We start from the raw sequence: 23915 nt of genomic DNA, 5'->3' as shown, positions 1-23915 counted from the left end.
TTCCCAAAAGTGCTTTATAGCTCCCTGCCGAGGGCAAGCACTGTTCGGCCAACGCACCCCATCAAACCGCGGCGGCTCCCACAGGATGCGCAGGCCGGTCGCAATACTCGATCAGCAGTTCGGTGAGGACGCGAATCTTCCGTGCGGGATGCTGGCCGGGCGGCCGGACGACATAGGCACCTGCCGGCGGTGGCGGATGGCGCGTCATGACCGGCACCAGCGCCCCGGAGGCCACGTGTTCATGGGTGAGCCAATCGGGCAGGTAGGCGATGCCCAGTCCTGCCGTGGCAGCGGCGACCAGCGCCGTGCCGTTGTCGGCCTTGAAGCGCCCTTGCGGGCGAACCGTGATGGTCTTGTCGCCATCCGTGAGGTGCCAGGCTTCGGTTCCCTGCATGAGGGCCTCGTGGGCGAGGAGCTCCTCCGGTGTCTCGGGCGATCCATGCGCCTTGACATAGGCCGGACTCGCAACGAGCTTTCCATGCACCGGGCCGATGCGTCTTGCAATCAGGTTGGAGTCCGGGAGATAGCCGACCCGTATCGCACAGTCGTAGCCCTCCGCGATGAGATCGACGAAGCGGTCGCTGTAGCAGGTCTGGATGTGAAGCCCGGGGTGGCGTCGTGCCATCTCCGCAAGGATGGGCGCGAAGTGGGTCGGGCCCAGTGAAAACGGCGCAGCAATGCGCAAGCGCCCACGAAGGTCGCCGGCGGGCAGGATCGCTTCCCTGGCCACGTCGATCTCGGCGCAGACCCTGGCTGCATGGTCCCGGAACGTGGCCCCGGCTTCGGTGAGCGCGGCCCCGCGGGTGGACCGCGCAAGCAGCTGCACGCCAAGCTCCTCTTCAAGCCTGAAGAGGCGGCGGCTGACGATCGACTTGGACACCCCAAGCCGCAGCGCCGCGGACGAAACCCCGCCGGCATCGGCAACTTCCACGAAGGTCCGCAGCTCTTCGATGTCCAATTTGGTGTTCCTCATTGCGCGACACAGCTCGCCGCGAAATGGTACTACCGCATCAAAAAGAGGAACAACAGAATCCTGCTTCGGGGCAAGCAATGTCCCGCTCACAACCGAAACAAAGGATTCATCAATGACTTTTCGCAACGGCCTGGCTTCGCTTCTTCGCCCCGAAGACTCGGTACTCGTTCTCATCGACCACCAGCCCTACCAGCTCTCCAACCTGAACAGCCATGACCCGCAGGCCGTGGTGAACAACACGACCGCGCTGGCGAAGCTGGCAAAAGCCTTCAACGTTCCGACCATTCTCACCAGCGTGATCGCGGCGCGCGGTGGACTTCTCTTCAAGCAGATCACCGACGTATTTCCAGACCAGGAAGTCATCGATCGCACCTGGGTGAACACCTGGCAGGACGAGAACGTGGTGAGCGTCGTCAAGGCGACTGGCCGCAAGCAGCTGATCATCGCCGGCCTGTGGACCGAGGTCTGCGTCGCAATGCCTGTCATCCAGGCCGCCGGCGAAGGCTGGGATGTGACCGTGATCACCGACGCATCGGGCGGGATTTCGAAGGAGTCCCATGAAGTTGCCATCCAGCGAATGATCGCGGCCGGCGCGAACGTGATGACCGTGATGGCGCTCTGTGGCGAATGGCAACGCGATTGGGCGCGCACCGAGCACGTCGAGGAACTGACCGAGATTCTCATCCAGCACTTCGCCGGCAGCGGCATCGCGTATCTTTGGGAGCAGCAGTTGCTCAACACGCCTGTGCCTGCCAAGGCAGGATGATCTGAGGGGGGACCGCTCATCCCGCTTCATGCCTCATTCGCCTTCTCTTGAATGGCTTGGCATTGTTGGAGGAGGGCGTCGAAGGATTCGATCTCCTCGAGAAACAGGCCGTCGTCGACCATGTGCTGGTAGTCGGCGGCCAACTTGGCCAAGGCGCCGTCGTCGGGAACCAGGCGAAGACCACCCGAGACGGCGGCGTGATAGTCGATCGGTTCGCCATTGGGGCTCCTCTCCGTGAAGAAGATGCTCTTGTGATCGGCCACTGCCTTCGCCAGCGCCTTATCCCTCAGCGCTGAATCGGCGAAGCCGGCGGCATCCAGCCGAGTGACATCGTGCCAGTGACGAGCGAACCGGTCGCCACCGCGGAAGGCGCCCTGCGCGCAGAAGACATGGATTGCGGTGGCCTTCTCCCAGAAGGTCCGCTCGGCGCGCATGACTTGCGGCATTGCTTCGGGGAACTCCACTACTCCCGACAGATGCGCGGCGGCATCGCACTGAACGGAGCGCAACTCCGCAGGTTCGCCGGTAGACCGAGCTCCGAATTCGAGCATGACCACCGACGGGACAAGGCGCTCGTCGGCAGAGAGCTCGAAGAATTCAGCCATGCGGCACCAGCGCACTGACTTCCTGGGCCATCCAGGTGGGCAGGCGCGCGCGTGCCGAAGCCACTTCCTTCAACTCGGCCGGCGGCAGTTTGGCGCGCAGCGCACGCAACGCCTTGCCGGCCTTCTCCGGCCCGAGCCATGCCAGCGCCCGCACCACATCGCCCGCGGCGCGGCCTGGAAGGATCAACTGCCACACCGGCGCATGCCGCAACTCCACCGTTTGTGCTCCCAGCTTCAAGCGACGGCTTGGGCCCGACGTCAGATAAACCGCCCGCATAGGTACCTGCGTGGTGAGACCCAGCGCGTTGGCGGCAGACGCACCATGCGGCACGATGGTTTCTCCGCGCTGGCTCGCCAATGCCTCGACCATCCTGGCAGCCGAAGGCGCCCGGGAGCCGAAGCGGCTTTCAACTGGCAGCACATAGATGCCGCGGCCCGCGCGCAGCAGCGCGCCGCGCTGCACGAGGCGGGACAGAACCTGGTCCACGGCGGCGCGATTCCCCAGGTGCAGCAGTTCTTTCGCGATCAAGGGCGTGCCTTCCGGCAACCCGGCGGCGTGCTCCATAACTTGTTTGGCGAGGGTCTGCATGGCGGTGAATCCTGAGTGTCAGAAGTATGATGGAATTTCTGACAGTTTTCAAGACGGCGTCGCGAATGCGCGGGGCGCCAGGTCGACTACGTCATTGCTTCACACGTGGCGGGGGGCGGCAAACGCCCGGCCAGCGGAGTTTTGAACGCGCCCTGAATGCCGCCCGCGGCGAACTGAAGATGCACCAAGCATCGAAATCGTGGCGCCTCACCGCGCCGCTGCGTGCGTTGCGGCGAACGCTTGAATAAGCGCTCAGTAGATCACCGTCACCCGCATCGAATTGCTCCCGTCGCCCTCCGCAGCAGCACCGGCCGTTCGCGGCGCGGCGCGGGCCGTGATGGCAGCCATGGCGCCGATGGCGCTGCGCCAGGTGGGGTCGAGGGTGTCGAGGCCGTCGGCGGTGGTGCCGGCGACCGTGAAGGTCGTCTCGCCGATCTTGTCGAACTGGTATTCGCGGCCCTTGATGAGCACCGACTTCATGTTGGTCCAGACGCGGTATTCGTGCCCGCCATTGACCGGCGTGACCTGGAGCACCTTGAAGGTCGGGAGCACGATCATCGTCACGTTGAACCGCGCCGCAGCGCTGTGCGGGCCGTGCGTCGGCTCCGCGGAGCCGAGCCGCAGCGGCAACAGCAGCATCATGCCGACGGCGGCCGCCGTGCGGGCCGCACGCGGTGGAAGCGGCGGGCCGGCAGAACCCGCACGGGACAACATGTTTCCGGACATGGGACCTCCTCTCCTCGCAACCTCGGTGGAGGGCATCGCATCGATGCCCCAACTTGGGTTATCGGCAGAGTAGCCGGAAAATTAAGGCCGCCCGTGCTTTTTTTGGAAGGGCTTTCCCGCTGGCCTTGGCCGTTCAGTAGGTCACGGTGACCGTCACGGTGTCCAGGTAGCTGTCCGGCCGCACGTTCACGTTGCTGCCAAGGACGCGGCCGTACACGGTCAGTGACTGGGCTGCACCCGTGCCCGTGCCTGCGACGGTGTTGGTGCCTATGACGCTGCCCCATGAGACCGAGCGGCCCGCATTGCTGTAGAGACGGTAGGGCACCGCGTCTGTGTTGCCGGGCACACCGCCTGTCGGCGTCATCGACCCCGCGCCGGTCGTCGAATTGTTGGAGGGCGTCAGCGCCACCGTGTAGCTGGTGGGCGTGGTGCAGGTGACGTTGATCGTGCTGAACCGGTCCCGGTCGGCCATGCCCGGCAGGCCGTCGATGGTGCCGAAATTCAGTGGGTCGGCCGTGACCAGGCAGCTTTTGGCGACGTTGGCGGTCACCACGAACGGAAAGTTGTCTGCCGCCGTGCCGCCGCACGCTGCCGGCGTGGCGCCCGTGCTCGACGAGAACGTGATCGAGGTGTGAACGGTACCGAAGTTGTCCTGGTAGGCGCCCGGAGGTACGGCGCCCTGGAGGGCGATCAGATCCCCTCGCATGGTCGTGCTTCCCGAGAAGACCCCCGGAATGGTGCCCGAAGTCCGGCGAGGAACGGTGAACGTGGTGACGAAGGGGTTCGGCACCGTCCCGTTGCCGCTCGAACCCCAGATGACGTTGCTCGTTCCCTGGTAGAGCTGGAACTTCAAGCTGTTCGTACCGCTCTTCATGACGCGCGGGTTGAAGTTGGTCAGGCCTTCGTCGCCGTCGCCAATGTTGAAGCAGATCCTGACCTGTTCGGCGGTGGTGCTGTTGTTGGTGCAGTTGTAGCTCAGCGTGGCGGTGGGAGAGGAGGGGGTGCTCCCGTCGACCAGGTCGACCGAACCGAAGGCCAGGTTCGTCATGTCTGCCGTGCAAGTGATCGTGGCCTGCGCACTCCCCGCACCCACCCACCAAAGCAACGCACAAAACAGCGGCAAACGCAGCGCCCGCAAGGTGCGGCTCAAAGAAAAGCTCATGGCGTCTTCCCCTCCCTGATGCAGCGCAGCGGCCCGATCTGCGGAATGCCTGCGCCTTCCTTGCGATAGTCGAAGCTCACGCGGCAGCGGCCGCCGCCCGGCGTCTGCACCTCGAGCGTGTTGCGCGCCTGCAGCGACTCTAGGTACACCGCGCCGTCAAAGCCCACCAGCGCGGGCTCGCCGGTGCCGCCATTCACGCGCACCCGGCTGCCCAGCGGCAGCGGCTTGCCCGCCTCGTCCGCCAGCAGCAGCGCCGCCGCATTCACGGGCGTGATGCCAAAGCGCACCAAGGTGCCGGCGCGGTCGCTTGGCGTGGCCACCGTCTTCACGCGCTCGATGCGCACGTCGGCCGGCAGCTGCATCGGGTCGATCGACAGCTGGTTGTTCTGATAGGCGCGCAGCGGTGCCACCAGCAACATGCCGTGGCTGTCCGTGGTGCCGATGTCGCGGTTCTCCAGCCTCACCGGCACGCCTGCGATGCCGTCGGTGGAAACCACCGCAAAGGCGTCGTCGATGCGCCGCGCCGCAAAGGGCTGGCCGCCCATGAAAGCGATCGAGCCGGTGGCACCCGCGTAGGCATAGCGGCTGTCGCCCAGCACGCTGATGCCGGCCATTGCGCGGCCGTAGCGGCCCAGGTAGTCGACTTCGGCCTGGCCGCCGTTCTGGCCGCCGCCCTGGCGCAGGCCCGCGCGCCAGCCGATGCCGCCTTCGCCCGGAATCGAGCTTTGCGCGTCGGCCGAGAAGGTGGTGCGGTCGCCATCGCGCTGCACGCCCGTGCTGGCCGTGATCTTGCCGTCCAGCGCCCAGGTAAAGCCCACGTACAGGCTGCGCTCGCGCCGGTTGTCCAGGTTCTGGTTGAGGCTCACGTTCACCGAGGCGCTGCGGCCAATCGCGCTGAACCAGTAGACGCTGGCCAGCCGCGTTGCCGCCTGTGCGGGATAGCGCAGGTACAGGTAGCTCAGGCCAAAGCTGCCAAAGCTCCCCGTGGTGTAGCCGACCGATGCGCGGCCCGATCCGCGCGGCGGCGCGCTGCCGTACAGCGACGCCACGTCGCGGTACTCGCCGTAGGTGCGCGTGCCCTCGACCGCAAAGTTGAAGTGGTTGTCGCGCCAGCTGTAGCCCAGGTTGACCAGCGAGCCTTGCTCCGAGCGGTAGCTGCTGTGCGCCACTGCGCCCGCCAGCACGCCGCTCTGGCCGAGCAGCCAGGCGCCGCCCACGCCGGCCTTCACCAGCCCCTTGGTGGCTTCGCCGTGCGCTTCCATCGTGAAGCTGTTGTTCACGCCATAGCGCCAGGTGCCGCTGGCCGCCGGATCGCTGCCGTATTGGAACGAGCGCAGGCCGTAGTCCTTGCGCACCATGCCCAGGTCCACCGACCAGTCCGACAGGCCCGCTTCCAGCAGCCGCTGCGTGTCGTACAAGGAAAAGTCGAGCGTCGTCGCGCGCCCGAAGGCATCGGTCAACACCACCTGCGCATTGCCCGCGCCGTTGATGCTCGGCACCGTCTTCAGCTGGAACGGCCCCGCGGGCACCTGGCCCGTGTACTGCCGCATCCCGTTGATGTACAGCTCCACCTGCGAAGGCAGCGCAGCCGCTCCCAGGAAGGCTGGCAGCGGCGTGGTCGTGCGATAGGGCTGCAGCGCAAAGTTGCGCGACAGCTGGACGCCGCCGATGCGGGTGGAGCGCGACCATGGCAGCGAGGCCGTGGTCGTGTCGCCCACGCGCAGCGTCAGCATGTCTTCAGGGAACGAGGTGCTCAGCGTGGTGTCCAGCCGCACCGAATCGTGCGTCCAGCCTTCGCTCGGGAGGCGGGTCGAGCGCGACATCATCGTGTTGCTGAGCACCGTGCTTCCGGTGAACGCGCGCAGCTCGGTCAGCGCGTTCAGGCTCGACGTGTTGCCGCGCCCCTGCGTGCCGTACAGGTCGTAGTTGAGCAGCAGGCCGGGCGAAGCACTGGCCTTGGGCACGATGGTGGTCGATGTGTCCACCACCGTGGTGGGCAGGCGCAGCACCTCGGCCGAGGCATTGATTTCAACGCTCTGGGTTGCAGCGTCGTACTTGATCTGCAACCCCGGAAGGCTCTTGAGCCGCACCGGGTCTGACACGCCCGCCGGCAGCACAAAGCCCAGCTGCCGCAGCGTGGCGGCACTGGCCCACAGTTCCTGCCCGCGCAGGCCAAAGTGCACCAGCCCCTGCGGGTTGCCGTTGAGGCTCAGGTCCAGATAAAGATCGCTGCCGGTGGGACCGGCCAGCTCGCCCTCCGCGGGCGCGACCAAAGATGCGCTCGAGCCGGCTGCGGCATTCTCAGCCTGGGCGGCAAAAGACATCAGGCCGGAAAGAAGCAGCAGTGGCAGCAGGCGCTCAGCGGGCGCGTGGGAGCGGCGGGATTTTTTCCTGCGTCGCGTTGCCATTGATCTTCGTTTCCAGGATGCCGCCGAGGGCAAAAGCCTCAGCGGAAGTCTTCAGTGGCCAGCGCATGCGCGCACCCGGCAAAACGTAGCCCAGCAGGCCGGCATGCACCGGCGTGCGGCGGCCCACCGTGTCGAGAAATTCCACATCGGCAAGCTGCGCATGCATGCCGCCGGTGTTGGCCACTTCGAGCACGGCCTGGCCTTCTTCGCGGCGCAGCGACCATGCGAGCTGCGGCTCGGACGACTGCGCGCCCGCCGCTGCAATGAAGATCGGAACCGAGTAGCGCAGCACCAGCTGCAGGCCCTTCTTTTCCTTCATCTCCACCGGCAGCTCGTCGATCACCACCCGGTAAGAGCCTTCGACCGTGCCGGCCGGAACGCCCGTGCGAATCACGCGGATCAGCTGCCTGTCCGACGCGGCCAGTTGCACCATCGGCGGACTGACCAGCAGTTCGCGCGAGGGCGTCAGCTTTTCTGCGCCGTTCTCCTGCGCCCAGTGGTAGACGCGCACCTGCGCATGCACCACCGTGTCGCCCGTGTTGCTGAGCCAAAGGCCTTCCGCGTTTTGCGTGGCCTGCAGCGTCAGCGTGACCGGCGACACCTGCAGCCCGCTCGCCGATGCAACCGCCTGCACCAGGGCAAGCGCGAGAACGGCGGTATGGCGGAGCAGGCGGCGCATGGGCGGCAATCGATCGATCAATCGATCAGTAGTTGACCTGGACCGTCACCGTGTCCGAGTAGGCGCCAGGCGTCACGTTGGCGCTGGCGACCGTGGCATACACGGGAATCGTCTGTGCCGCGCCGGTGCCGGTGCCGGCCACGCCGTTGCCCACGGCAACGGAGGTTGCTGTGCTGCCCCAGACCGAGCCCGTAGCGCTCACCGAACGGAGCTGGTAGGCCACCGTGTCCGAACCGCTTGCGGGGCTCATCACGCCGGCGCCGGTGGTGTTGTTGTTCGAAGGCAGCAGGCCAATGTTGTAAGGCGTGGTCTTGGAGCAGGTCACGCTGATGTTGCTGTTGCCGCTCAGGTTGGTGGCCGACGAATCGACCGTGCCGAAGTCGATCTTCGAGCCGGCGCCCGCCACGACCGAGCAGGCCTTGGCGACAGTGATCAGGACCTGGAACGTGGCCGTGGCCGGGCTCGTGGCTGCCAAGACAGCGCTGGTGGTGACTGCAAGGGTGGCTGCAACGATGAGGGAGAGTTTTTTCATGGTGAACGCCGACTGGTTAAAAAAAGAGTTGTGAAGACGGGGTTGAGGACCACGGGGCTTGCTGTAGCAAAGTAACCTTATAGTTCTCAATGTGAGATTATTGGAACTTTAGTTTCAAAAAGTCAACAGACGCGCTCCAAGTCGTCGCGCGGTGGTGACACGCTCTGAGGTTTCCCGTGGGTACCCAATCTGCCGGGGCAGGGGGTACCCCGCCGCCTGGCAAATGGATGTTTTTGGCTCGAAGGCGCCCCTGTACGGGGGCAAGAGCTCCGGTACGTGCCGGATTCCTTCTGGCTGTACAAACCCGCCAAAAGGCGGGGTGTGCAGAAGCAATCGGCACGGCAAGCGCGGCAGTCGTTTTTCGAGTGCCGATGCCCGTTTTGCTGCGACCTAAGTCACTTCTGACTTACAAAATGTAGCTTGAAGTACCAGTTGTCACAGGAGCGCGCTCACATTTTAAAAGTGATTTTGCCAACTCCATCACGGATTTCCGTGGCGGGCAGGGGTGTGTAGGGCGCCTGAACCGGCCTCGCCAGGGCTTCAGCCGGTGATGCGTGGCAACAACAGTTAACTGACCCCGGCCCGATCCGGAGCCGGAGTGGTTTCAGTCGTCCGACCGCGAGGCGAAGAGCAGGCACATGAGCACCACGCCCAGAAAGGCGCCAGCTACAAAGATTCCGGTGTCGATTGCGAAGGTGTGCATGGTGTTTGGCGGCAAATTCCCTCCCAAAGGCTTCTTTTTGAAGCATTGGACCGAGCGCACCTGACCATCTCCTGAGTGCAATAGGAATGCAGCGGCGGCGCTGAATAAAAGCGCCGGCCTCCCCAATACGTGGGATGACAAGTTGTTCGTTTCTCCCTACTACCTCGTGCATCCCACGGTTAACGGTTATCAACTTTGCCCAGCAAGGGCATCCATCACATTTTGATAGACTAATGGGTAGCAAAACGTAAAAGCCGTTAGCTTTTCGTGGAAAAGTGATCCGCATCACTTTCTTAATACAAACGTTTAGCTACAAAAGATAAAATATAGGTACAGGGAGGAGCATTCAGCAACAGCTGACCCCTGTTTGGGCCGTGGTCGGCCTCGCTGCAACAACCAGGGGACTGTTTTGAGACGAGAAGTGAACGCGGCGGCATGGATTGCCGCTGCAATGTTGGGTGCGGCCGTGCTTCAGGGCTGCGCCGTGGCTCCGGGCATGGGTACCGTCGAGCCGTACCAGGTTGCCGAAGAACTGCCCCCCAAGTTCCAGTACCTGCCCGACGCCGCACCGGAAGACCGGATCACCCCCATCACGCCAGCCCTTGTGCGCACGCTGGCCAAAACCTCGCCCAAGAACGTGCCGCCCGAAGTGCAGGCCCTGTTCGGCAAGCCGCAGCGCTACACCATCGGCCCCGGGGACGTGGTTGGCGTCATCGTGTATGACCACCCCGAACTGCTGCCCAATGCTGGCGCCGTCATCTCCCAGCAGGCCGACCCCACGGGCGTGAGCGTGGCGCCCGGCTTCATCGTCGATTCGTCCGGGGAAATCGCCTTTCCGTACGTTGGCCGCGTCAGGGTTGCGGGCCTCACCGAGGCCGAGGCTGGCGACCTGATCTCCAAGCTCATCGTCACCCAGGTGCGCGAGCCCGAAGTGACCGTGCGCATCCAGTCGTTCCGCAGCCGCCGCGCCTATATAGAAGGCGAAGTGCGCGTACCGGGCTCGCAGATCTTCACCGACGTGCCCATGACGCTGAGCGAGGCCATTAACCGCGCCGGCGGCATCACCGTCAACGGCAATCGCGCGGATGTCACCCTGGTGCGCGACGGCAAGTCCGTCGACATCGACCTTACGCGCCTGCGCCAGGCTGGCCGCGACGGCAATGACATTCCCCTGAGAAACGGCGACACCATCCGCGTGGGCGCCCGCGAAGACGCCAAGGTGTACGTGATGGGCGAAGTCCTCGTTCCGTCTGCACTCACGATGCGCAGCAACGGCCGCCTCAACTTGAATGAAGCGCTGGGCGAAGCGGGCGGCCCGGTGCTCACCACCGCCAACCCCGGCCAGATCTACGTGATCCGCCAAGGTGCCACCGGCTTGCCCGCAATCTTCCACCTGGACGCCAAGAACCCCGCCGCCATGGTGCTGGCCAGGCAGTTCAGCCTGGAGCCGCAAGACGTGGTCTACATCGACCCCGTACCGCTCGTGAAGTGGAACCGCGTGGTCAGTTTGATTCTTCCGTCTGCGCAGGTGGTGAACAGCGCCAGCGAGACCTACGTCAGGCACCGCTAGTCGAAGCCTGAAAGTCCCGCGCCGCCTTTAGCGGTTAGCGGCGCAGGGACTTGCCTCAAGAAAAAGAACAACCGCAAGCGCGGCGTGGCGGCAGGGGCCGTGCCGTCTTTTTTTGTGCCGGTAGTCAATATGCAAGCCATTCATTCAAATCAACCGATTGCCATCATTGGCTTGGGCTACGTGGGCCTGCCCCTTGCCGTGGAGTTTGGCAAGAAGCGCCAGGTGATCGGCTTCGACATCAATGCCAAGCGCATTGCTGAATTGCAGAGCGGACGTGACCACACCCTGGAAACCACACCGGAAGAACTGAAGGCTGCCGCTCAACTGGCGTTTACGTCGCACCCCGATGACTTGCGAGATTGCGCTGTTTTCATCGTGACGGTTCCCACGCCCATCGACAACGCCAATCGGCCTGACCTGACGCCTCTCATCAAGGCCAGCGAAACCGTCGGTAAGGTGATGCCGGCTGGCGCGATCGTGATCTTCGAATCGACGGTGTATCCCGGAGCAACCGAAGAGGTCTGCGTGCCCGTGCTGGAAAAATTCAGCGACAAGAAGTTCAACGTCGACTTCTTTTGCGGCTACAGCCCGGAGCGGATCAACCCCGGCGACAAAGAACACCGCCTGCCAACCATCAAGAAAGTGACCAGCGGCAGCACGCCCGAAGTCGCCGAAGCCGTTGACCAGCTGTACAGCCAGATCATCACCGCCGGCACTCACAAGGCCAGCAGCATCAAAGTGGCGGAAGCCGCAAAGGTGATTGAAAACACCCAGCGCGACGTGAACATTGCGCTCATGAACGAACTGAGCCTGATCTTCCACAGGCTCGGTATCGACACAGGGGAGGTCTTGCAGGCTGCAGGCACAAAGTGGAACTTTCTGCCTTTTCGTCCGGGACTGGTGGGCGGTCACTGCATCGGCGTGGACCCGTACTACCTGACCCATAAGGCGGTTGAAGTCGGCTACCACCCAGAAGTGATCCTGGCGGGCCGCCGCATCAACGACAACATGGCCATCCACGTAGCCGACGAAGTCATCAAGTTGATGCTGCGAAAGAGCTTGCCGGTGCTGGGCAGCAAGGTCTTGGTGCTGGGTTTGACCTTCAAGGAAAACTGCCCCGACGTGCGCAACACCAAGGTGGTGGACATCGTGCGTACTCTCCAGAGCTACAACGTTCAAGTGGACGTGTTCGACCCGTGGATCAACGTGGCCGATGCCGAGCATGAATACGGCTTGCAATGCCTGGTCGAAGTGCCCCCACCCGGTCAATACGCTGCCGTGGTGTTGGCAGTGGGGCACCACCAGTTTGTTGCCTTGGGCGAATCCGGCATCAAGGCCTTGGGCCAAGCAGGCGCCGTGCTTTTTGACGTCAAGGGCATCTTGCCGCTGGGCGCCGCGGACGGAAGGCTATGACGGCTTCCATCCCAAATTCGACTGCTTACGAGCAGTTGCTCGAACGTTTGGCCAGAGAACGCCATACCTGGCTGGTCACGGGGGTGGCCGGCTTCATCGGCAGCAACCTTCTCGAGACGCTTCTCAAGCTCGACCAGCAAGTCGTGGGCTTGGATAACTTTGCCACTGGCCACCAGCGCAACCTTGACGAGGTGCGAACTTTGGTCACCACAGATCAATGGGCGCAGTTCACTTTCATCGAAGGCGATATCCGCAAACTGGAGGATTGTCGCCGTGCATGCGAGGGCGTGGAGTATGTCTTGCATGAAGCCGCATTGGGTTCGGTGCCGCGCAGCCTTGCGGACCCGATCACCACCAACTCCACCAATATCGATGGCTTTCTCAACATGTTGGTGGCGGCGCGCGACGCTGAAGTGAAGAGTTTCACCTATGCCGCGAGCAGTTCGACATATGGCGACCACCCGGCGCTGCCAAAGGTCGAAGACGTGATCGGCAAACCCTTGTCGCCCTATGCGGTAACCAAGTTCGTCAATGAACTCTATGCAGATGTCTTTGCGCGGAGCTATGGATTTAAGTCGATCGGGCTTCGCTACTTTAATGTCTTTGGTTCCCGTCAAGCTCCCGCAGGCCCCTATGCGGCCGTAATTCCGAAGTGGACGGCTGCAATGATCGCCGGTGAAGAAATATTCATCAACGGCGATGGAGAGACGAGTAGAGATTTTTGTTTTATCGCGAATGCGATACAAGCGAACCTGCTGGCGGCCACTACAACAAGGGTCGAGGCAAAAAATCAAATATATAACGTTGCTGTCGGTGATCGTACGACTCTTAATGAGCTCTTTCAAGCACTTGTAGTCGAGCTCGCGAATAACGGAATTTCCTATGGCAAGAGACCGCTGTATCGTGAATTCCGTGACGGAGATGTTCGACATTCACTCGCAAATATTAATAAAGCCAGTTCTCTGCTTGGATATGAGCCCCTATTTAAAATCCGAGAAGGAATTAATGCGGCCATGCCCTGGTATGTTCTTCTGGGCAATAGAAAATGACGCAAACGCGCCATCTTCTTGAATCGAGGCGCGAACTCGTCCACGGTTCTAAATGGGTGGAAAGCTCGGATGCCCTCCGGTCAAGTTATGTCTAGCGATGTAGCTGTAGCACCTCGCGTGCGAAATCATCGCGTCGTCTCTGGCATGCTGAGCGGACTGCTTGGGCGAGGAGTGGCATTAATCGCGCCATTTATAGTTATGCCAGCCATGCTTCGCTACCTCGGTGATATCGAGTTCGGCGTATGGATGACCACCGTCTCCATTACCAGTATGGCCCTTTTCCTAGATTTTGGAATTGGAAATGGCCTTCTAACCCATTTGTCTCAAGCGCACGCAAATGGTGACATTTCAAGAATGCGCTCCTACATCACGAGCGCTTATGCTGCCTTGGCGACGATAGCTTTGTTCGTCGTAGTAATCATATTAATTGGCTCCCTCATAACCGCTACTTGGATCCCACTGCGAGCTACGCAAAATAATGAGAACTCGAGATATATCGTAATCGTGACTCTGATGGCGTTCGCGGGCGGGGTGCCATTATCAATCATTCAGCGGGTGTTGTATGCCTGCCAAAAGAGTGCACTTGGCAACATGTGGCAATTGCTAGGTAGCATCGCATCGGTAGCCTTTTGTTTTTTGGCGATTCATCTCCGCTCCCCGACTTGGGTGGCAGTCTCTGTTTATGCTGGTGCCCCTTTAGCTGTTCTTATTGTTGCAACACTGCTCTTCTTTCGGACTCATCCTCAACTGGTCCCGAGCGTTCTCTTTCTATCAAAGGCACGAGTTTTCGAGCTGATGAGACTGGGTTCGGAGTTTTTCGTATTGTCAATAATCACCTCTATTGCTCTAAATCTGGATAACTTAGTCATCACATCACGCCTGGGCGCTATGGCCGTCGCGGAGTACGTTGTCGCTGCCAAGCTCGCTTCGATTCTTGCGCTAATCGTTACCACGGCGTTTGTACCGCTCTGGGCGGCAAATGCCGAGGCATTTGCGAAGAAGGATTTTTATTGGATCAAAAAAACCTCTTTGCAAATGAGCTTGATTGGAGGAGGTGGGGTGGCCCTTCTTGGCTTGCTTCTCGTCATCTCTTGCGATTTCATAATCTTTCACTGGATGGGTCGAAGATTTGAAGACCTTCAAAAATTGATGACGGTTTGGGCGATCTTCTATACGCTTCTTGGGGTTACCTCTCCATTTAACATGGTTCTTAATAGCATTGGATTGGTGCGGGTGCAGATCAAAGCTTGGATATTTTTTCTTGTTGCCACGTTAATCGCCAAATATTTGATACTGGAATCATTTCCGAGTTTGTGGATTGTTCCGCTGGTGAGTGCAATTGGATATTTGACTTTTATTGCTCCAATGGCAATCGCAGCCGCGAGCAACGTCTATAGCAAAAAGCTAGCGAGCGAAGATTTTTCCAATCGCCTAAGTGATTAAAGATGAGAATCGCTTACGTCGGCCCTTTTTCCTTTCCTGCGTCTCAAGCAAACTCATTGCGAGTTCGCGGCATGGTGGAGGCAATAACTCTTGCAGGACACGAAGTCGTTGTTTGTCCGGGTATAGTTTCCTCGGAAAGAGAGGCGAAATTGCCGAACGCCACTCGTGTCGAAGGTGTGAACGAATATGCGCGCCGATCCGGCTTATCAAAAATTCGCGGAGCGAGAGGAATTTTCATCGGCGACGCAACCATCGAATGGTTGTACTCGCAAGAGAAAAAACCAGACATCGTTATTTTGTATGGGACTCACTTGAGTTATTTGCTGCGGCTCCAAAAATACGCTGCACGCACCAAAGTACGTTTATTTCTGGATGTTGTGGAGTGGTATGACCCCCGCCACTTGCCCGGCGGGTTATTTGGTCCATTCTCTGCAATGAACGAGTGGTCGATGCGATATGCGGCCAAGAATGTGGATGGCCTTTTCGTCATCAGCACGTACCTAGATTCCCATTTTTCTAAAGCAGGCTGCCGAACGTTGAGAGTTCCTCCTCTGTTTTTGCCAAATGAAATCAATCATTCCAAACCCTTTCGGGATGAGAATTTTTCATTAAATGTCTGCTACGTCGGAACTCCTGGAAGAAAAGAGGAGTTTTCCATATTGTTCTCCGGTTTAAAAATGGCCCGAGATCGTGGCGTCAAGATCTATACGCACATGGTTGGATTGACAGAAGCCGACTTCTGCAGAAATTATCCAGCTGCAGTCGGCCGAATGCAAATTTCTGAATCGACCAAATTTTACGGTCAGATTCCTAATCAGGCAGCGAAAGAGATCATCTCTTCGTGCGACTTCATGGTAGTTGCTCGTCAAATATCGCGCGTTACGCAAGCAGGGTTTCCATCGAAAGTGCCAGAAAGCCTATCTCTTGGGACACCGGTCATTGTTAACAAATTCAGTGATTTGGGAAATTACGTTCGCGAAGGAAATGCGGGATTGACGATCGACACCTTGTCGGCTGAAGGCGTTTGCGCCGCGATATCGGCGGCGGCAGCTATGAGTAAGAATGAGCTGGAGCGGCTTAAAGCCAGCGCTCGAGATATTGCAGAGAAAGAATTCTCCCCGCTGAGTCATGCAAAAAGAATTGATCAATTTTTGCGGGAGCCTTCTTAAATGAATCCGGTTGCAAGCAAAGCTACGCAATATATGCCGATTCGCGTATCTATGTGCTATCTGCTGGGAACATTTATTCTTTTCTTGACTAGCAACATCTTCGCGGACACTCCGAACCCCGTTTATCTCACGGCGTTTGTTCTTTTGGCTTTTGCGGCGCTCTGGGGCGGCTATGTTTTAGGCGTGCGAACATGCGCAAAAAGATGGATCTGTGTCAAAGATATGACGCCAAGAGAGAGGCGTCGAATAAATTTGTTTGTGTTGATTGGCTCGTGCTATGCAATAGTTTGGGGCGTAAATCAAATTATTGACTATGGCGGCACCGATCCAATTCAGGTTCTCGACGCCATTATTAATCCGGGGACTGCTTACAGTGCAAAGTTTGAAGTTTTTGAGCGAAGAGAATTAAATCAAGAGGTTAACAGAATCACGCAAATTCTTATCTTGCTGAGCGTCATTTATGCAATGTTTTTTCCTGGGATTGTTTTGCATTGGAGGAGACTGGGGAGAAGGGTGAAGGTCTTTTCTTTGATTGCTACCGCTGTGTACATTTTGAGCTACCTATTTATCGGAACTCAAAAAGGGCTCGGTGACGTGTTGATTTTTGCGTTAGCGGGTTGGAGTGTAAAACGCGCACTCAGCCAAGGAACTTCGCCGCAACGTCTCAACGGAAGGAATATTCTCGCCATCGCACTGGTCGGCTCAATTGCCTTTATCTACATGGCTGCGAATCAAGCATCGCGTGCTGCAGAGTTTGGCTTGACTACGACGTTACTAGCTGGGGACGTGTCGAAAACTTATCTCGCTGAAATATTTGGCTCGTCATTCGCGCTTGGGATTTATAGCCTAATCGGATACCCTAGCCATGGCTATTTCGGCCTTTCACAAAGTCTGACCGCAGATTTCGTTTTTTCCTACGGTGCGGGCCTCTCGCAGGCGTTCGAATCATATAGATATCAGTATTTTGGCGGACCCCAGAATCTTTTATTGACATATCCTTTTCGAGCGGAATTGCTAACGGGATGGCCCGCTGGAATGTATTGGTCAACTGCATTCCCATGGTTCGCCTCTGATTTGACATTCCCCGGCGTGTTGGTGCTGATGCTCCTTCTCGGGTTCGTATTTGCACGTGTTTGGCTAAGCTCTTTGCGACATATGGACTTGGCTTCCTTGGCAGCTTTGGGACAATTTTTTCTATTTATTGCGTTTTTGCCTGCGAATAACCAGGTGTTGATGCAGCGGCAAGGATTTTGGGTGGTGCTGACTCTTTTGGCGTTGTTTATGCTGAGAAGAGTGCGTCCGAGATAGATATGAAGGCCGAAATCGTACAGCACTCATTCGGGCTTCCGGGTTCTGGTGGGCCGGTGGTCGCTCTAGAGCGCCTGCTCGCTAATTCAACCACAGAATTTGGAGTTATTCGGCAACTCGAGCCAGCCCGCGGCATCAATCTCGGATTGATAAAAAGATTTATCGCCGAACTGAAAGCGTATCAGCCGTCGCTAGTGCATGTGCGCGGCCTTGGCAACGAGGGATTTCATGCGGCCCTTGCGGCTAGATTAGCTAAAGTTCCTAATATCCTCGTCTCGGTCCATGGCACATATCAAGATTTAAAATTTTCGCCGAATCAATGGAAAACGGAGATCGTTAGATCACTTCTGGAGCCCGCGACGCTGAGGTTTGCGACCCATATCGCCACTGTATGTGAATTCGCTGCCGAGCGCGCCTTCTTGCTGCCATTTAGAAGCAAACTCGTGGGAGTTGTTCCAAATGGAGTCGAATCTCCGTCGATCATGAATTGTCGAGAAGCTGTTAGAGAGCGGTTGAAAGTTCCTCAGGATTTGCTATTGGCCGTGTGCGTGTCGCGTATCACTGTTGAGAAAGGGTATGCGACTTTGGCTGAAGGGCTCCATTTGTTGGACAAAGGAGGTTCCAGATTTGCGATTGTGATTGTTGGAGGAGGAGACGAATCGGGTGCAATTCGCGCGATGTTTAAAGGGTTGCAAAATATCGCGGTGACCTTTTTGGGGCATCAATCCAATGTCAGCCAATTTCTAGAAGCGAGCGACCTCTTTATTTTTCCGTCCTTGCATGAAAATCTTTCAAATGCATTGATCGAAGCGCTTTCTTTTGGCCTGCCCGTTGTCGCAACTGACGTGGGTGGTAATTCCGAGGTCGTTCAGAAAGGTGGTGGCCTTCTTGTGCCTCCATCAGATCCCTCAAAGCTCGCTGCGGCGATCGAGCAGCTAATCACGGATTTTGTACTTCGAACTGAGCTTTCAAGGCGAGGCCGAGAAAATGTCGCGCGAAACTATACGGTTCAAAAAATGGTTTCGGGATGGCACGACGTGTATAAAAAAATCCTCGGGAGCGCGCAGTGAATAGCAAGGCGCGTGTGTTGCTTTTGGGTTTCACAATTCCCGATGAATTGGCGGAACAACTCTTCGAGTTGGATCCACTACCAGCAGTGCAAACTCACAAATTTGCGCGAAGTCTTGCGCGTGCACTAAAGCTAGGATTTGGTACGTTAGCGCTTGCGTCAACCTGTCCTGTACAAAGTTATCCGTTGGTGTCAAAAGTTTTCTTTGGCGGTCGGAAATTCCGGGTAGAAGGTTGCGAGGGTATTTATCTTGGATTTGTAAATATTATTGCTATAAAGCACTTCACCCGGTTTGCAAGTTGCCTGATTCGAATATTGCCGTTGATCTGGCGCAGGAGAAATTCCTGGATTTTCGTCCACGGTGTTCATTCCCCATTTCTTTTGTTCGGAAATATTGCACGGATTTTTGGGTGTAAGTTTGCTGTGGTATTGACTGATCCTCCAGGTGTAATCCTTGGGACTGATGGGTTGGTCGCGCGCTACTTGAAGCATTTGGATGCTTGGTTATTGAGGCGACTGCTGCAAGGCGTCGATGCCGTTCTCGCGCTTGCTCCGGATTTGGCAAATGCTCTGGCTCCTGGCAAGCCGTCGCTGGTTTTTCCGGGAATTTTTAATTCTGACTTGCATAAGAGCAACGCCTTTCCGCAAAATGAGGAGGTGCGTTTGTCTGATGCTGACTCAAGGCCATTCACCATCCTTTACGCTGGGGGACTTTCGGCCGCCTATGGAGTTGATCGATTAATTGACGCGGTGGAAGGAATTCATGATCACTCGTTTGAGATTCGTTTTTTTGGTCGCGGAGACCAAGAGGAGCGTATCCGCAAATTGGCATGCCGTGATCCTCGTTTCTTTTACGGAGGGTTTGTAGGAGGCGAAAGACTGATGCCAGAGTTCGCGGGAGCCGATTTACTCGTTAATCCCAGGCCAAGCACTGAGGATTTTTCTCGGCTGTCGTTTCCATCTAAGCTTATCGAGTATCTTGCGACCGGTAGGCCTGTACTTACGACGCGAATAAAGAGTATTCCGCAAGAACTGAATAGCTGCTTCTTTTTCATTGAAGATGAGTCGCCGGAAGGTATACGATCGGCAATTTTTCATCTTATGCGTACGACAGTGTCTGAGCGTGAAAGGATCTCCCTCTGTGGGAAAAAAATTGTCGAGCGGGAGCTTTCCGAGGGAGCAATCGGAAAGAAGATTTTTGATCTGGTGCAGCGAATTGATTCTTCCTTCTAATTATGAATCCATATATTTTTTCCAATAAGATTCTTTTAATCACCGGTGGCACCGGCTCGTTTGGAAATGCGGTACTCAAGCGCTTTCTGTCGACTGATATTAAGGAGATCCGAATCTTCAGCCGAGACGAGAAGAAGCAAGATGACATGCGTAAGCACTACAACAGCACTAAATTGAAGTTCTACATTGGTGACGTGCGAAATGTTCGTAGTGTTGAGCAGGCAATGCGAGGGGTGGACTATGTCTTCCATGCGGCCGCGTTGAAGCAAGTGCCGTCATGTGAATTTCATCCGATGCAGGCGGTACATACGAACGTACTTGGGACGGAGAACGTGCTAGAGGCGGCGATTGCTGCAAATGTGAAGCGTGTCGTGTGTCTCAGCACCGACAAGGCTGTCTATCCCATCAATGCCATGGGCATAAGCAAAGCCATGATGGAAAAGGTGATGGTCGCTGCCAGTCGAAATCTGGAGAGCACGAGCACTGTCATTTGCGGTACCCGCTATGGCAACGTGATGGCTTCCCGCGGCTCCGTGATTCCCCTGTTTGTGGAGCAAGTGCTGGCGGGCAAGCCCATCACCGTGACCGATCCGTCCATGACCCGCTTCATGATGACGCTGGAAGATGCAGTCGAACTCGTGCTGCATGCCTTCGAGCACGGAAGTAACGGCGACATCTTTGTGCAGAAGGCCCCTGCGGCCACCGTGCGAGTGTTGACGCAAGCCATCTTGGAACTGATGCGCAAGCCCGATCACGAGGTGCGAGAGATTGGCACCCGCCACGGAGAAAAGCTCTACGAAGCCCTGCTGAGCCGAGAAGAAATGGCCTGCGCTGAAGACCAGGGCGATTACTACCGTGTGCCACCCGATGGGCGCGACCTGAACTACGCCAAGTATGTGGAAGAGGGCGAAGAACGCATCACCCGCAGCACGCATGGTGAGGACTACAACTCGCACAACACCACTCGGCTCGATGTGGAAGGCATGAAGAAGCTTTTGCTCAAGCTCGACTTCATGCAGCGCATTGCCCGCGGTGAACCCGCCTTGGTGCAGGAGTAAGCACATGAAGGTGTTGATCACAGGCTCGGGCGGCTTTGTCGGCAAGAACCTGCAGTTGCATTTGGCCGAGCGCAAGGATGTGCAGGTGGTCTGCTTTACCCGTGACGACGGGGTGGAACAGTTGCCTGCACTTCTGCAGGGGGTGGACTTCGTATTCCATCTTGCGGGGGTCAATCGTCCTCAAGATCCCAAGGAGTTCGCTAGCGGCAACGCAGGGCTCACGCAAAGCCTGTGCAGCGCCATCTGCGCCGTGGCTGAAGCCACGGGCAAGAAGGTGCCCGTCGTCTACACCTCGTCCGCACAGGCCGGTTTCGACAACCCCTACGGCCGCAGCAAACGCAGTGCGGAAGAAGCGCTGGAGGCCGCCGCCCGGAGCCACGGCATTCCGGTACACATCTTCCGGCTGCCCAATGTGTTCGGCAAATGGTGCCGACCCAACTACAACTCGGCCGTGGCCACCTTCTGCCACAACATTTCGCGCAGCCTCCCTATCCAGGTCAATGATCCATCGGCGCCCGTCACCCTGGTGTACGTGGATGACGTCATCGAACGTTTTATTCAGTTGATGGATGGCGCAGATGCCGCGGTAAACGCGGATGGTTTTGCTGCGGTGGCGCCGCAGTACACCACCACGGTGGGCGAACTGGCTAGGCAGATTCAGTCGTTCAGGGACAGCCGCAACACGCTCATGACCGATCGCGTGGGAACCGGGCTGGTGCGGGCGCTCTATTCAACCTATGTGAGCTACCTTCCGCCCGAGTCATTTGCATACCCAGTGCCGCAGTACGGGGACGCGCGCGGCGTGTTCGTCGAGATGCTGAAGACGCCGGACGCCGGCCAGTTTTCTTTCTTTACCGCTCACCCCGGCATCACGCGAGGCGGCCACTATCACCACAGCAAGACCGAGAAGTTCCTGGTCATCAAGGGGCAGGCGCGCTTCAAGTTTCGGCACATGCAAACCGGTGAGGCGCATGAGCTGGTCACTGCTGGCGACAAGCCTGAAATCGTCGAAACCGTGCCCGGCTGGACGCATGACATCACCAACATCGGCACCGATGAAATGGTGGTGATGCTCTGGGCCAACGAGGTGTTCGACCGCGCGCGACCGGACACCTTCGCTTGCCCGCTGTAAGCCTCTTCGACCTTTGATCTTTCCCATGAAAAAACTCAAAGTCTTGACCGTGGTCGGCACCCGGCCCGAAATCATCCGCCTTTCAAGAGTGCTGGCCCGGCTGGACGAGCATTGCGACCACGTGCTGGTGCATACCGGCCAGAACTACGACTACGAACTCAATCAGGTTTTCTTCGACGACCTGGGCGTTCGCAAGCCCGATCATTTCTTGAACAGTGCGGCAGATTCGACGGGTGCGGCGCACACCATCGGCAACCTCATCATTGCGGTGGACAAGGTGCTTGGACAGGAGCAGCCAGAGGCGATGCTGGTGCTGGGCGACACCAACAGCTGCCTGTCGGTCATTCCTGCCAAACGCCGCAAGATTCCGATCTTTCACATGGAGGCCGGCAACCGCTGCTTCGACCAGCGCGTGCCTGAAGAGACCAACCGGCGCATCGTCGACCACACGGCCGATGTGAATCTGACCTACAGCACCATTGCCCGCGACTACCTGCTGCGCGAAGGCCTGCCGCCAGACCTGGTCATCAAGACTGGCAGTCCGATGTTCGAAGTGCTTTCTCATTACCGCCCGAACATCGATGCGTCCGATGTGCTCACGCGGCTGAACCTTGGGGCAAGCCAGTACTTTGTGGTGAGCGCCCATCGCGAGGAAAACATCGAGTCTTCCCAGTCTTTCGCAAAGCTGGTCGACGTGCTCAATGCCGTTGCTGAAGATCATGGATTGCCGGTAATCGTCTCGACGCACCCGCGTACCCAAAAGCGCATTGATGCCACCGGCGCGCGCTTTCATGCCAACGTTCGCTTGCTCAAGCCTTTGGGCTTTCACGACTACGTCAAGCTGCAGATGTCTGCCCGTGCGGTTCTCTCCGACAGCGGCACCATCAACGAAGAGTCGTCGATCCTGAACTTTCCAGCGCTCAACCTGCGCGAGGCCCACGAGCGGCCTGAAGGAATGGAAGAGGGCGCGGTAATGATGGTGGGCCTTGAGGTTGCTCGTGTGCGTCAAGGGTTGGCCATTCTCCAGACCCAGCCCCGCGGTGATCAGCGCGGCTTGCGCCAGGTTGCGGACTACAGCATGCCGAATGTCTCGGACAAGGTGCTGCGCATCATCCACAGCTACACGGACTACGTGAATCGCGTCGTCTGGAAGAAGTATTGACTCCGTCATGGCCGTTCGTGTACTTCTGCTGACCCAATGGTTCGATCCCGAACCAACCTTCAAGGGCATCGTGTTCGCGCGCGAGCTCGTTCGCCAGGGGTTCGAGGTGGAGGTGGTCACGGGCTTTCCGAACTACCCGGGTGGAAAGGTGTATCCGGGCTATCGCATCAAGTGGCTGCAGCGTGAGCTGATAGATGGCGTGCAGGTCACTCGTTTGCCGCTGTACCCCGACCATGGCCAGTCCGCCATCAAGCGGGTGTTGAACTACGCAAGCTTCGCGGCATCTGCGTCCATCTACGGCTTGTTCTTTGCCAAGCGGCCTGCGGTGATGTACGCCTACCATCCTCCGCTGACCGTGGGCGTGGCGGCCGGATTGATCCGCCTTCTTCGCCGCATTCCTGTTGTCTATGACATCCAGGACATGTGGCCGGACACCCTGCGGGCAACCGGCATGCTCAACAACGAGCGGGCGTTGGGCGTTGTGGCCGCGGTCTGTAAATGGGTCTACAGGCGCGTGGATCACATTGCCGTGCTTTCGCCGGGCTTCAAGAAACTGCTGGTGCAGCGCGGTGTCGCTGAGGCAAAGATAGACGTGATCTACAACTGGGCCGATGAGGCCTCGCTGACCGCGCCTCAGGGACAACTGCCAGCCGCGTTCCCTAGCGCCGAAAAATTCCGGATCTTGTTTGCCGGAAATATAGGCAAGGCGCAGGCTTTGGATGCCGTGCTGGACGCGGCGCTGCTGCTGCAACGACGCGAATCTCGAGTTTGCTTTGTGTTGCTCGGCGGCGGGGTTGAGGTGAGTCGCCTCGTTGAGCGGGCTGAAGAACTGCGTCTTGGCAACGTCGTATTCCTGCCGCCCGTTCCCATGGCCGAAGTGGGCACTTTGCTGAAAGCGGCCGACGCATTGCTCGTGCATCTGCGCAAAGATCCGCTGTTCGAAATCACCATTCCATCCAAGACGCAGGCCTATATGGCCGCGGGCAAGCCTTTATTGATGGCGGTGGATGGCGATGCCGCCGATCTGGTGAGGGAGTCTGGCGGCGGAGTCGTTGCCGCATCCGAAGATCCGCAGGCGTTGGTGGCCTCCACCGAAGCATTGGCTGCTATGGCCCCTGAAGCCTTGGCGGAGATGGGCGCGAAGGCGCAGCGCCACTATCGAGAGC

21 protein-coding genes and 1 pseudogene are annotated in these 23915 nt (G+C 58.4%); 14 read left to right on the top strand and 8 right to left on the bottom strand.

Translation table 11 applies throughout. The annotated features are described in order from the left end of the window. Positions 1–61: 61 nt before the first annotated feature. Positions 62–958 carry a LysR family transcriptional regulator gene (locus tag VPA02S_RS02895; protein ID WP_062362028.1) on the bottom strand — a complete coding sequence of 299 codons (897 nt, stop codon included), beginning with the start codon at positions 956–958 and terminating at the stop codon, positions 62–64. A gap of 127 nt (positions 959–1085) precedes the next feature. Here VPA02S_RS02895 and VPA02S_RS02890 point away from each other — a divergent pair, with 127 nt between their 5' ends. Then, positions 1086–1739, top strand: coding sequence for a hydrolase (locus VPA02S_RS02890; RefSeq protein WP_012747050.1), 654 nt, complete (start codon positions 1086–1088; stop codon positions 1737–1739). Between the two features lie 26 nt (positions 1740–1765). Here the strand turns inward: VPA02S_RS02890 and VPA02S_RS02885 are convergent, their stop codons facing one another. From VPA02S_RS02885 to VPA02S_RS02855, 7 genes are all read right to left on the bottom strand, one after another. After that, positions 1766–2344 carry a nucleotidyl transferase AbiEii/AbiGii toxin family protein gene (locus tag VPA02S_RS02885; protein ID WP_244883356.1) on the bottom strand — a complete coding sequence of 193 codons (579 nt, stop codon included), beginning with the start codon at positions 2342–2344 and terminating at the stop codon, positions 1766–1768. Beyond that, complete coding sequence (locus VPA02S_RS02880; protein ID WP_012747051.1) at positions 2337–2933, bottom strand: DUF6088 family protein; 597 nt, start codon at positions 2931–2933, stop codon at positions 2337–2339. Before VPA02S_RS02880 ends, VPA02S_RS02885 begins: the two co-directional genes overlap by 8 nt. Positions 2934–3185: 252 nt before the next feature. After that, the gene (locus VPA02S_RS02875) at positions 3186–3659 is read right to left on the bottom strand and encodes a hypothetical protein (protein WP_062362026.1); all 474 of its coding nucleotides are present in this window, start codon (positions 3657–3659) and stop codon (positions 3186–3188) included. A 133-nt stretch (positions 3660–3792) separates the two neighbouring features. After that, on the bottom strand, positions 3793–4821 hold the full coding sequence (locus VPA02S_RS02870; RefSeq protein ID WP_062362023.1) for a Csu type fimbrial protein: 1029 nt from the start codon (positions 4819–4821) through the stop codon (positions 3793–3795). Then, complete coding sequence (locus VPA02S_RS02865; protein WP_244883355.1) at positions 4818–7094, bottom strand: fimbria/pilus outer membrane usher protein; 2277 nt, start codon at positions 7092–7094, stop codon at positions 4818–4820. Before VPA02S_RS02865 ends, VPA02S_RS02870 begins: the two co-directional genes overlap by 4 nt. Positions 7095–7179: 85 nt before the next feature. Continuing rightward, positions 7180–7908, bottom strand: coding sequence for a fimbrial biogenesis chaperone (locus VPA02S_RS02860; protein ID WP_062362017.1), 729 nt, complete (start codon positions 7906–7908; stop codon positions 7180–7182). A 25-nt stretch (positions 7909–7933) separates the two neighbouring features. After that, positions 7934–8440, bottom strand: coding sequence for a Csu type fimbrial protein (locus VPA02S_RS02855; RefSeq protein WP_062362014.1), 507 nt, complete (start codon positions 8438–8440; stop codon positions 7934–7936). Positions 8441–9078: 638 nt separating this feature from the next. Between VPA02S_RS02855 and VPA02S_RS32280 the strand changes: the two genes are divergently transcribed. The 13 genes and pseudogenes from VPA02S_RS32280 to VPA02S_RS32155 all read left to right on the top strand — a co-directional run. Then, positions 9079–9207 (top strand): hypothetical protein, encoded by a 129-nt coding sequence (locus VPA02S_RS32280; RefSeq protein ID WP_259347633.1) that lies wholly within the window; start codon positions 9079–9081, stop codon positions 9205–9207. A 432-nt stretch (positions 9208–9639) separates the two neighbouring features. Then, on the top strand, positions 9640–10713 hold the full coding sequence (locus VPA02S_RS02850; RefSeq protein WP_244883350.1) for a polysaccharide biosynthesis/export family protein: 1074 nt from the start codon (positions 9640–9642) through the stop codon (positions 10711–10713). A 129-nt stretch (positions 10714–10842) separates the two neighbouring features. After that, positions 10843–12126, top strand: coding sequence for a Vi polysaccharide biosynthesis UDP-N-acetylglucosamine C-6 dehydrogenase TviB (tviB, locus tag VPA02S_RS02845; protein WP_062362008.1), 1284 nt, complete (start codon positions 10843–10845; stop codon positions 12124–12126). Continuing rightward, entirely contained in the window at positions 12123–13175 is a 1053-nt protein-coding gene (locus tag VPA02S_RS02840; protein WP_062362005.1) for an NAD-dependent epimerase/dehydratase family protein, read from the top strand. The genes tviB and VPA02S_RS02840 overlap by 4 nt, the downstream gene beginning before the upstream one ends. Before the next feature lie 144 nt (positions 13176–13319). Beyond that, on the top strand, positions 13320–14618 hold the full coding sequence (locus VPA02S_RS31235) for an oligosaccharide flippase family protein (protein ID WP_162269809.1): 1299 nt from the start codon (positions 13320–13322) through the stop codon (positions 14616–14618). A gap of 2 nt (positions 14619–14620) precedes the next feature. After that, entirely contained in the window at positions 14621–15787 is a 1167-nt protein-coding gene (locus VPA02S_RS31230; protein WP_081247484.1) for a glycosyltransferase, read from the top strand. Beyond that, the gene (locus tag VPA02S_RS31655) at positions 15788–17095 is read left to right on the top strand and encodes a hypothetical protein (RefSeq protein ID WP_155736547.1); all 1308 of its coding nucleotides are present in this window, start codon (positions 15788–15790) and stop codon (positions 17093–17095) included. It abuts the gene before it with no gap. A gap of 2 nt (positions 17096–17097) precedes the next feature. Further along, entirely contained in the window at positions 17098–18165 is a 1068-nt protein-coding gene (locus VPA02S_RS02835) for a glycosyltransferase family 4 protein (RefSeq protein WP_062362002.1), read from the top strand. Further along, positions 18162–19397 carry a glycosyltransferase gene (locus VPA02S_RS31225; RefSeq protein ID WP_081247483.1) on the top strand — a complete coding sequence of 412 codons (1236 nt, stop codon included), beginning with the start codon at positions 18162–18164 and terminating at the stop codon, positions 19395–19397. Before VPA02S_RS02835 ends, VPA02S_RS31225 begins: the two co-directional genes overlap by 4 nt. A 14-nt stretch (positions 19398–19411) precedes the next feature. Continuing rightward, positions 19412–20455, top strand: a complete 1044-nt coding sequence (locus tag VPA02S_RS02830) for a polysaccharide biosynthesis protein (RefSeq protein WP_062364401.1) — start codon at positions 19412–19414, stop codon at positions 20453–20455. 4 nt (positions 20456–20459) lie between these two features. Then, positions 20460–21587 (top strand): UDP-2-acetamido-2,6-beta-L-arabino-hexul-4-ose reductase, encoded by a 1128-nt coding sequence (wbjC, locus tag VPA02S_RS02825; protein WP_062361999.1) that lies wholly within the window; start codon positions 20460–20462, stop codon positions 21585–21587. 25 nt (positions 21588–21612) lie between these two features. After that, a complete protein-coding gene (gene wecB, locus VPA02S_RS02820; protein WP_062364399.1) occupies positions 21613–22749 on the top strand; it encodes a non-hydrolyzing UDP-N-acetylglucosamine 2-epimerase in 1137 nt (378 codons plus the stop codon). A gap of 7 nt (positions 22750–22756) precedes the next feature. After that, a pseudogene (locus tag VPA02S_RS32155) lies at positions 22757–23887 on the top strand (glycosyltransferase family 4 protein); the annotation flags it as partial. Between the last annotated feature and the right edge of the window lie 28 nt (positions 23888–23915).

It is taken from the genome of Variovorax paradoxus NBRC 15149, assembly GCF_001591365.1.
Classification (GTDB): Bacteria; Pseudomonadota; Gammaproteobacteria; order Burkholderiales; family Burkholderiaceae_C; genus Variovorax; species Variovorax paradoxus.
Note: the sequence above shows the minus strand (reverse complement) of the source record. Positions and strands in the feature narration are given on the sequence as shown.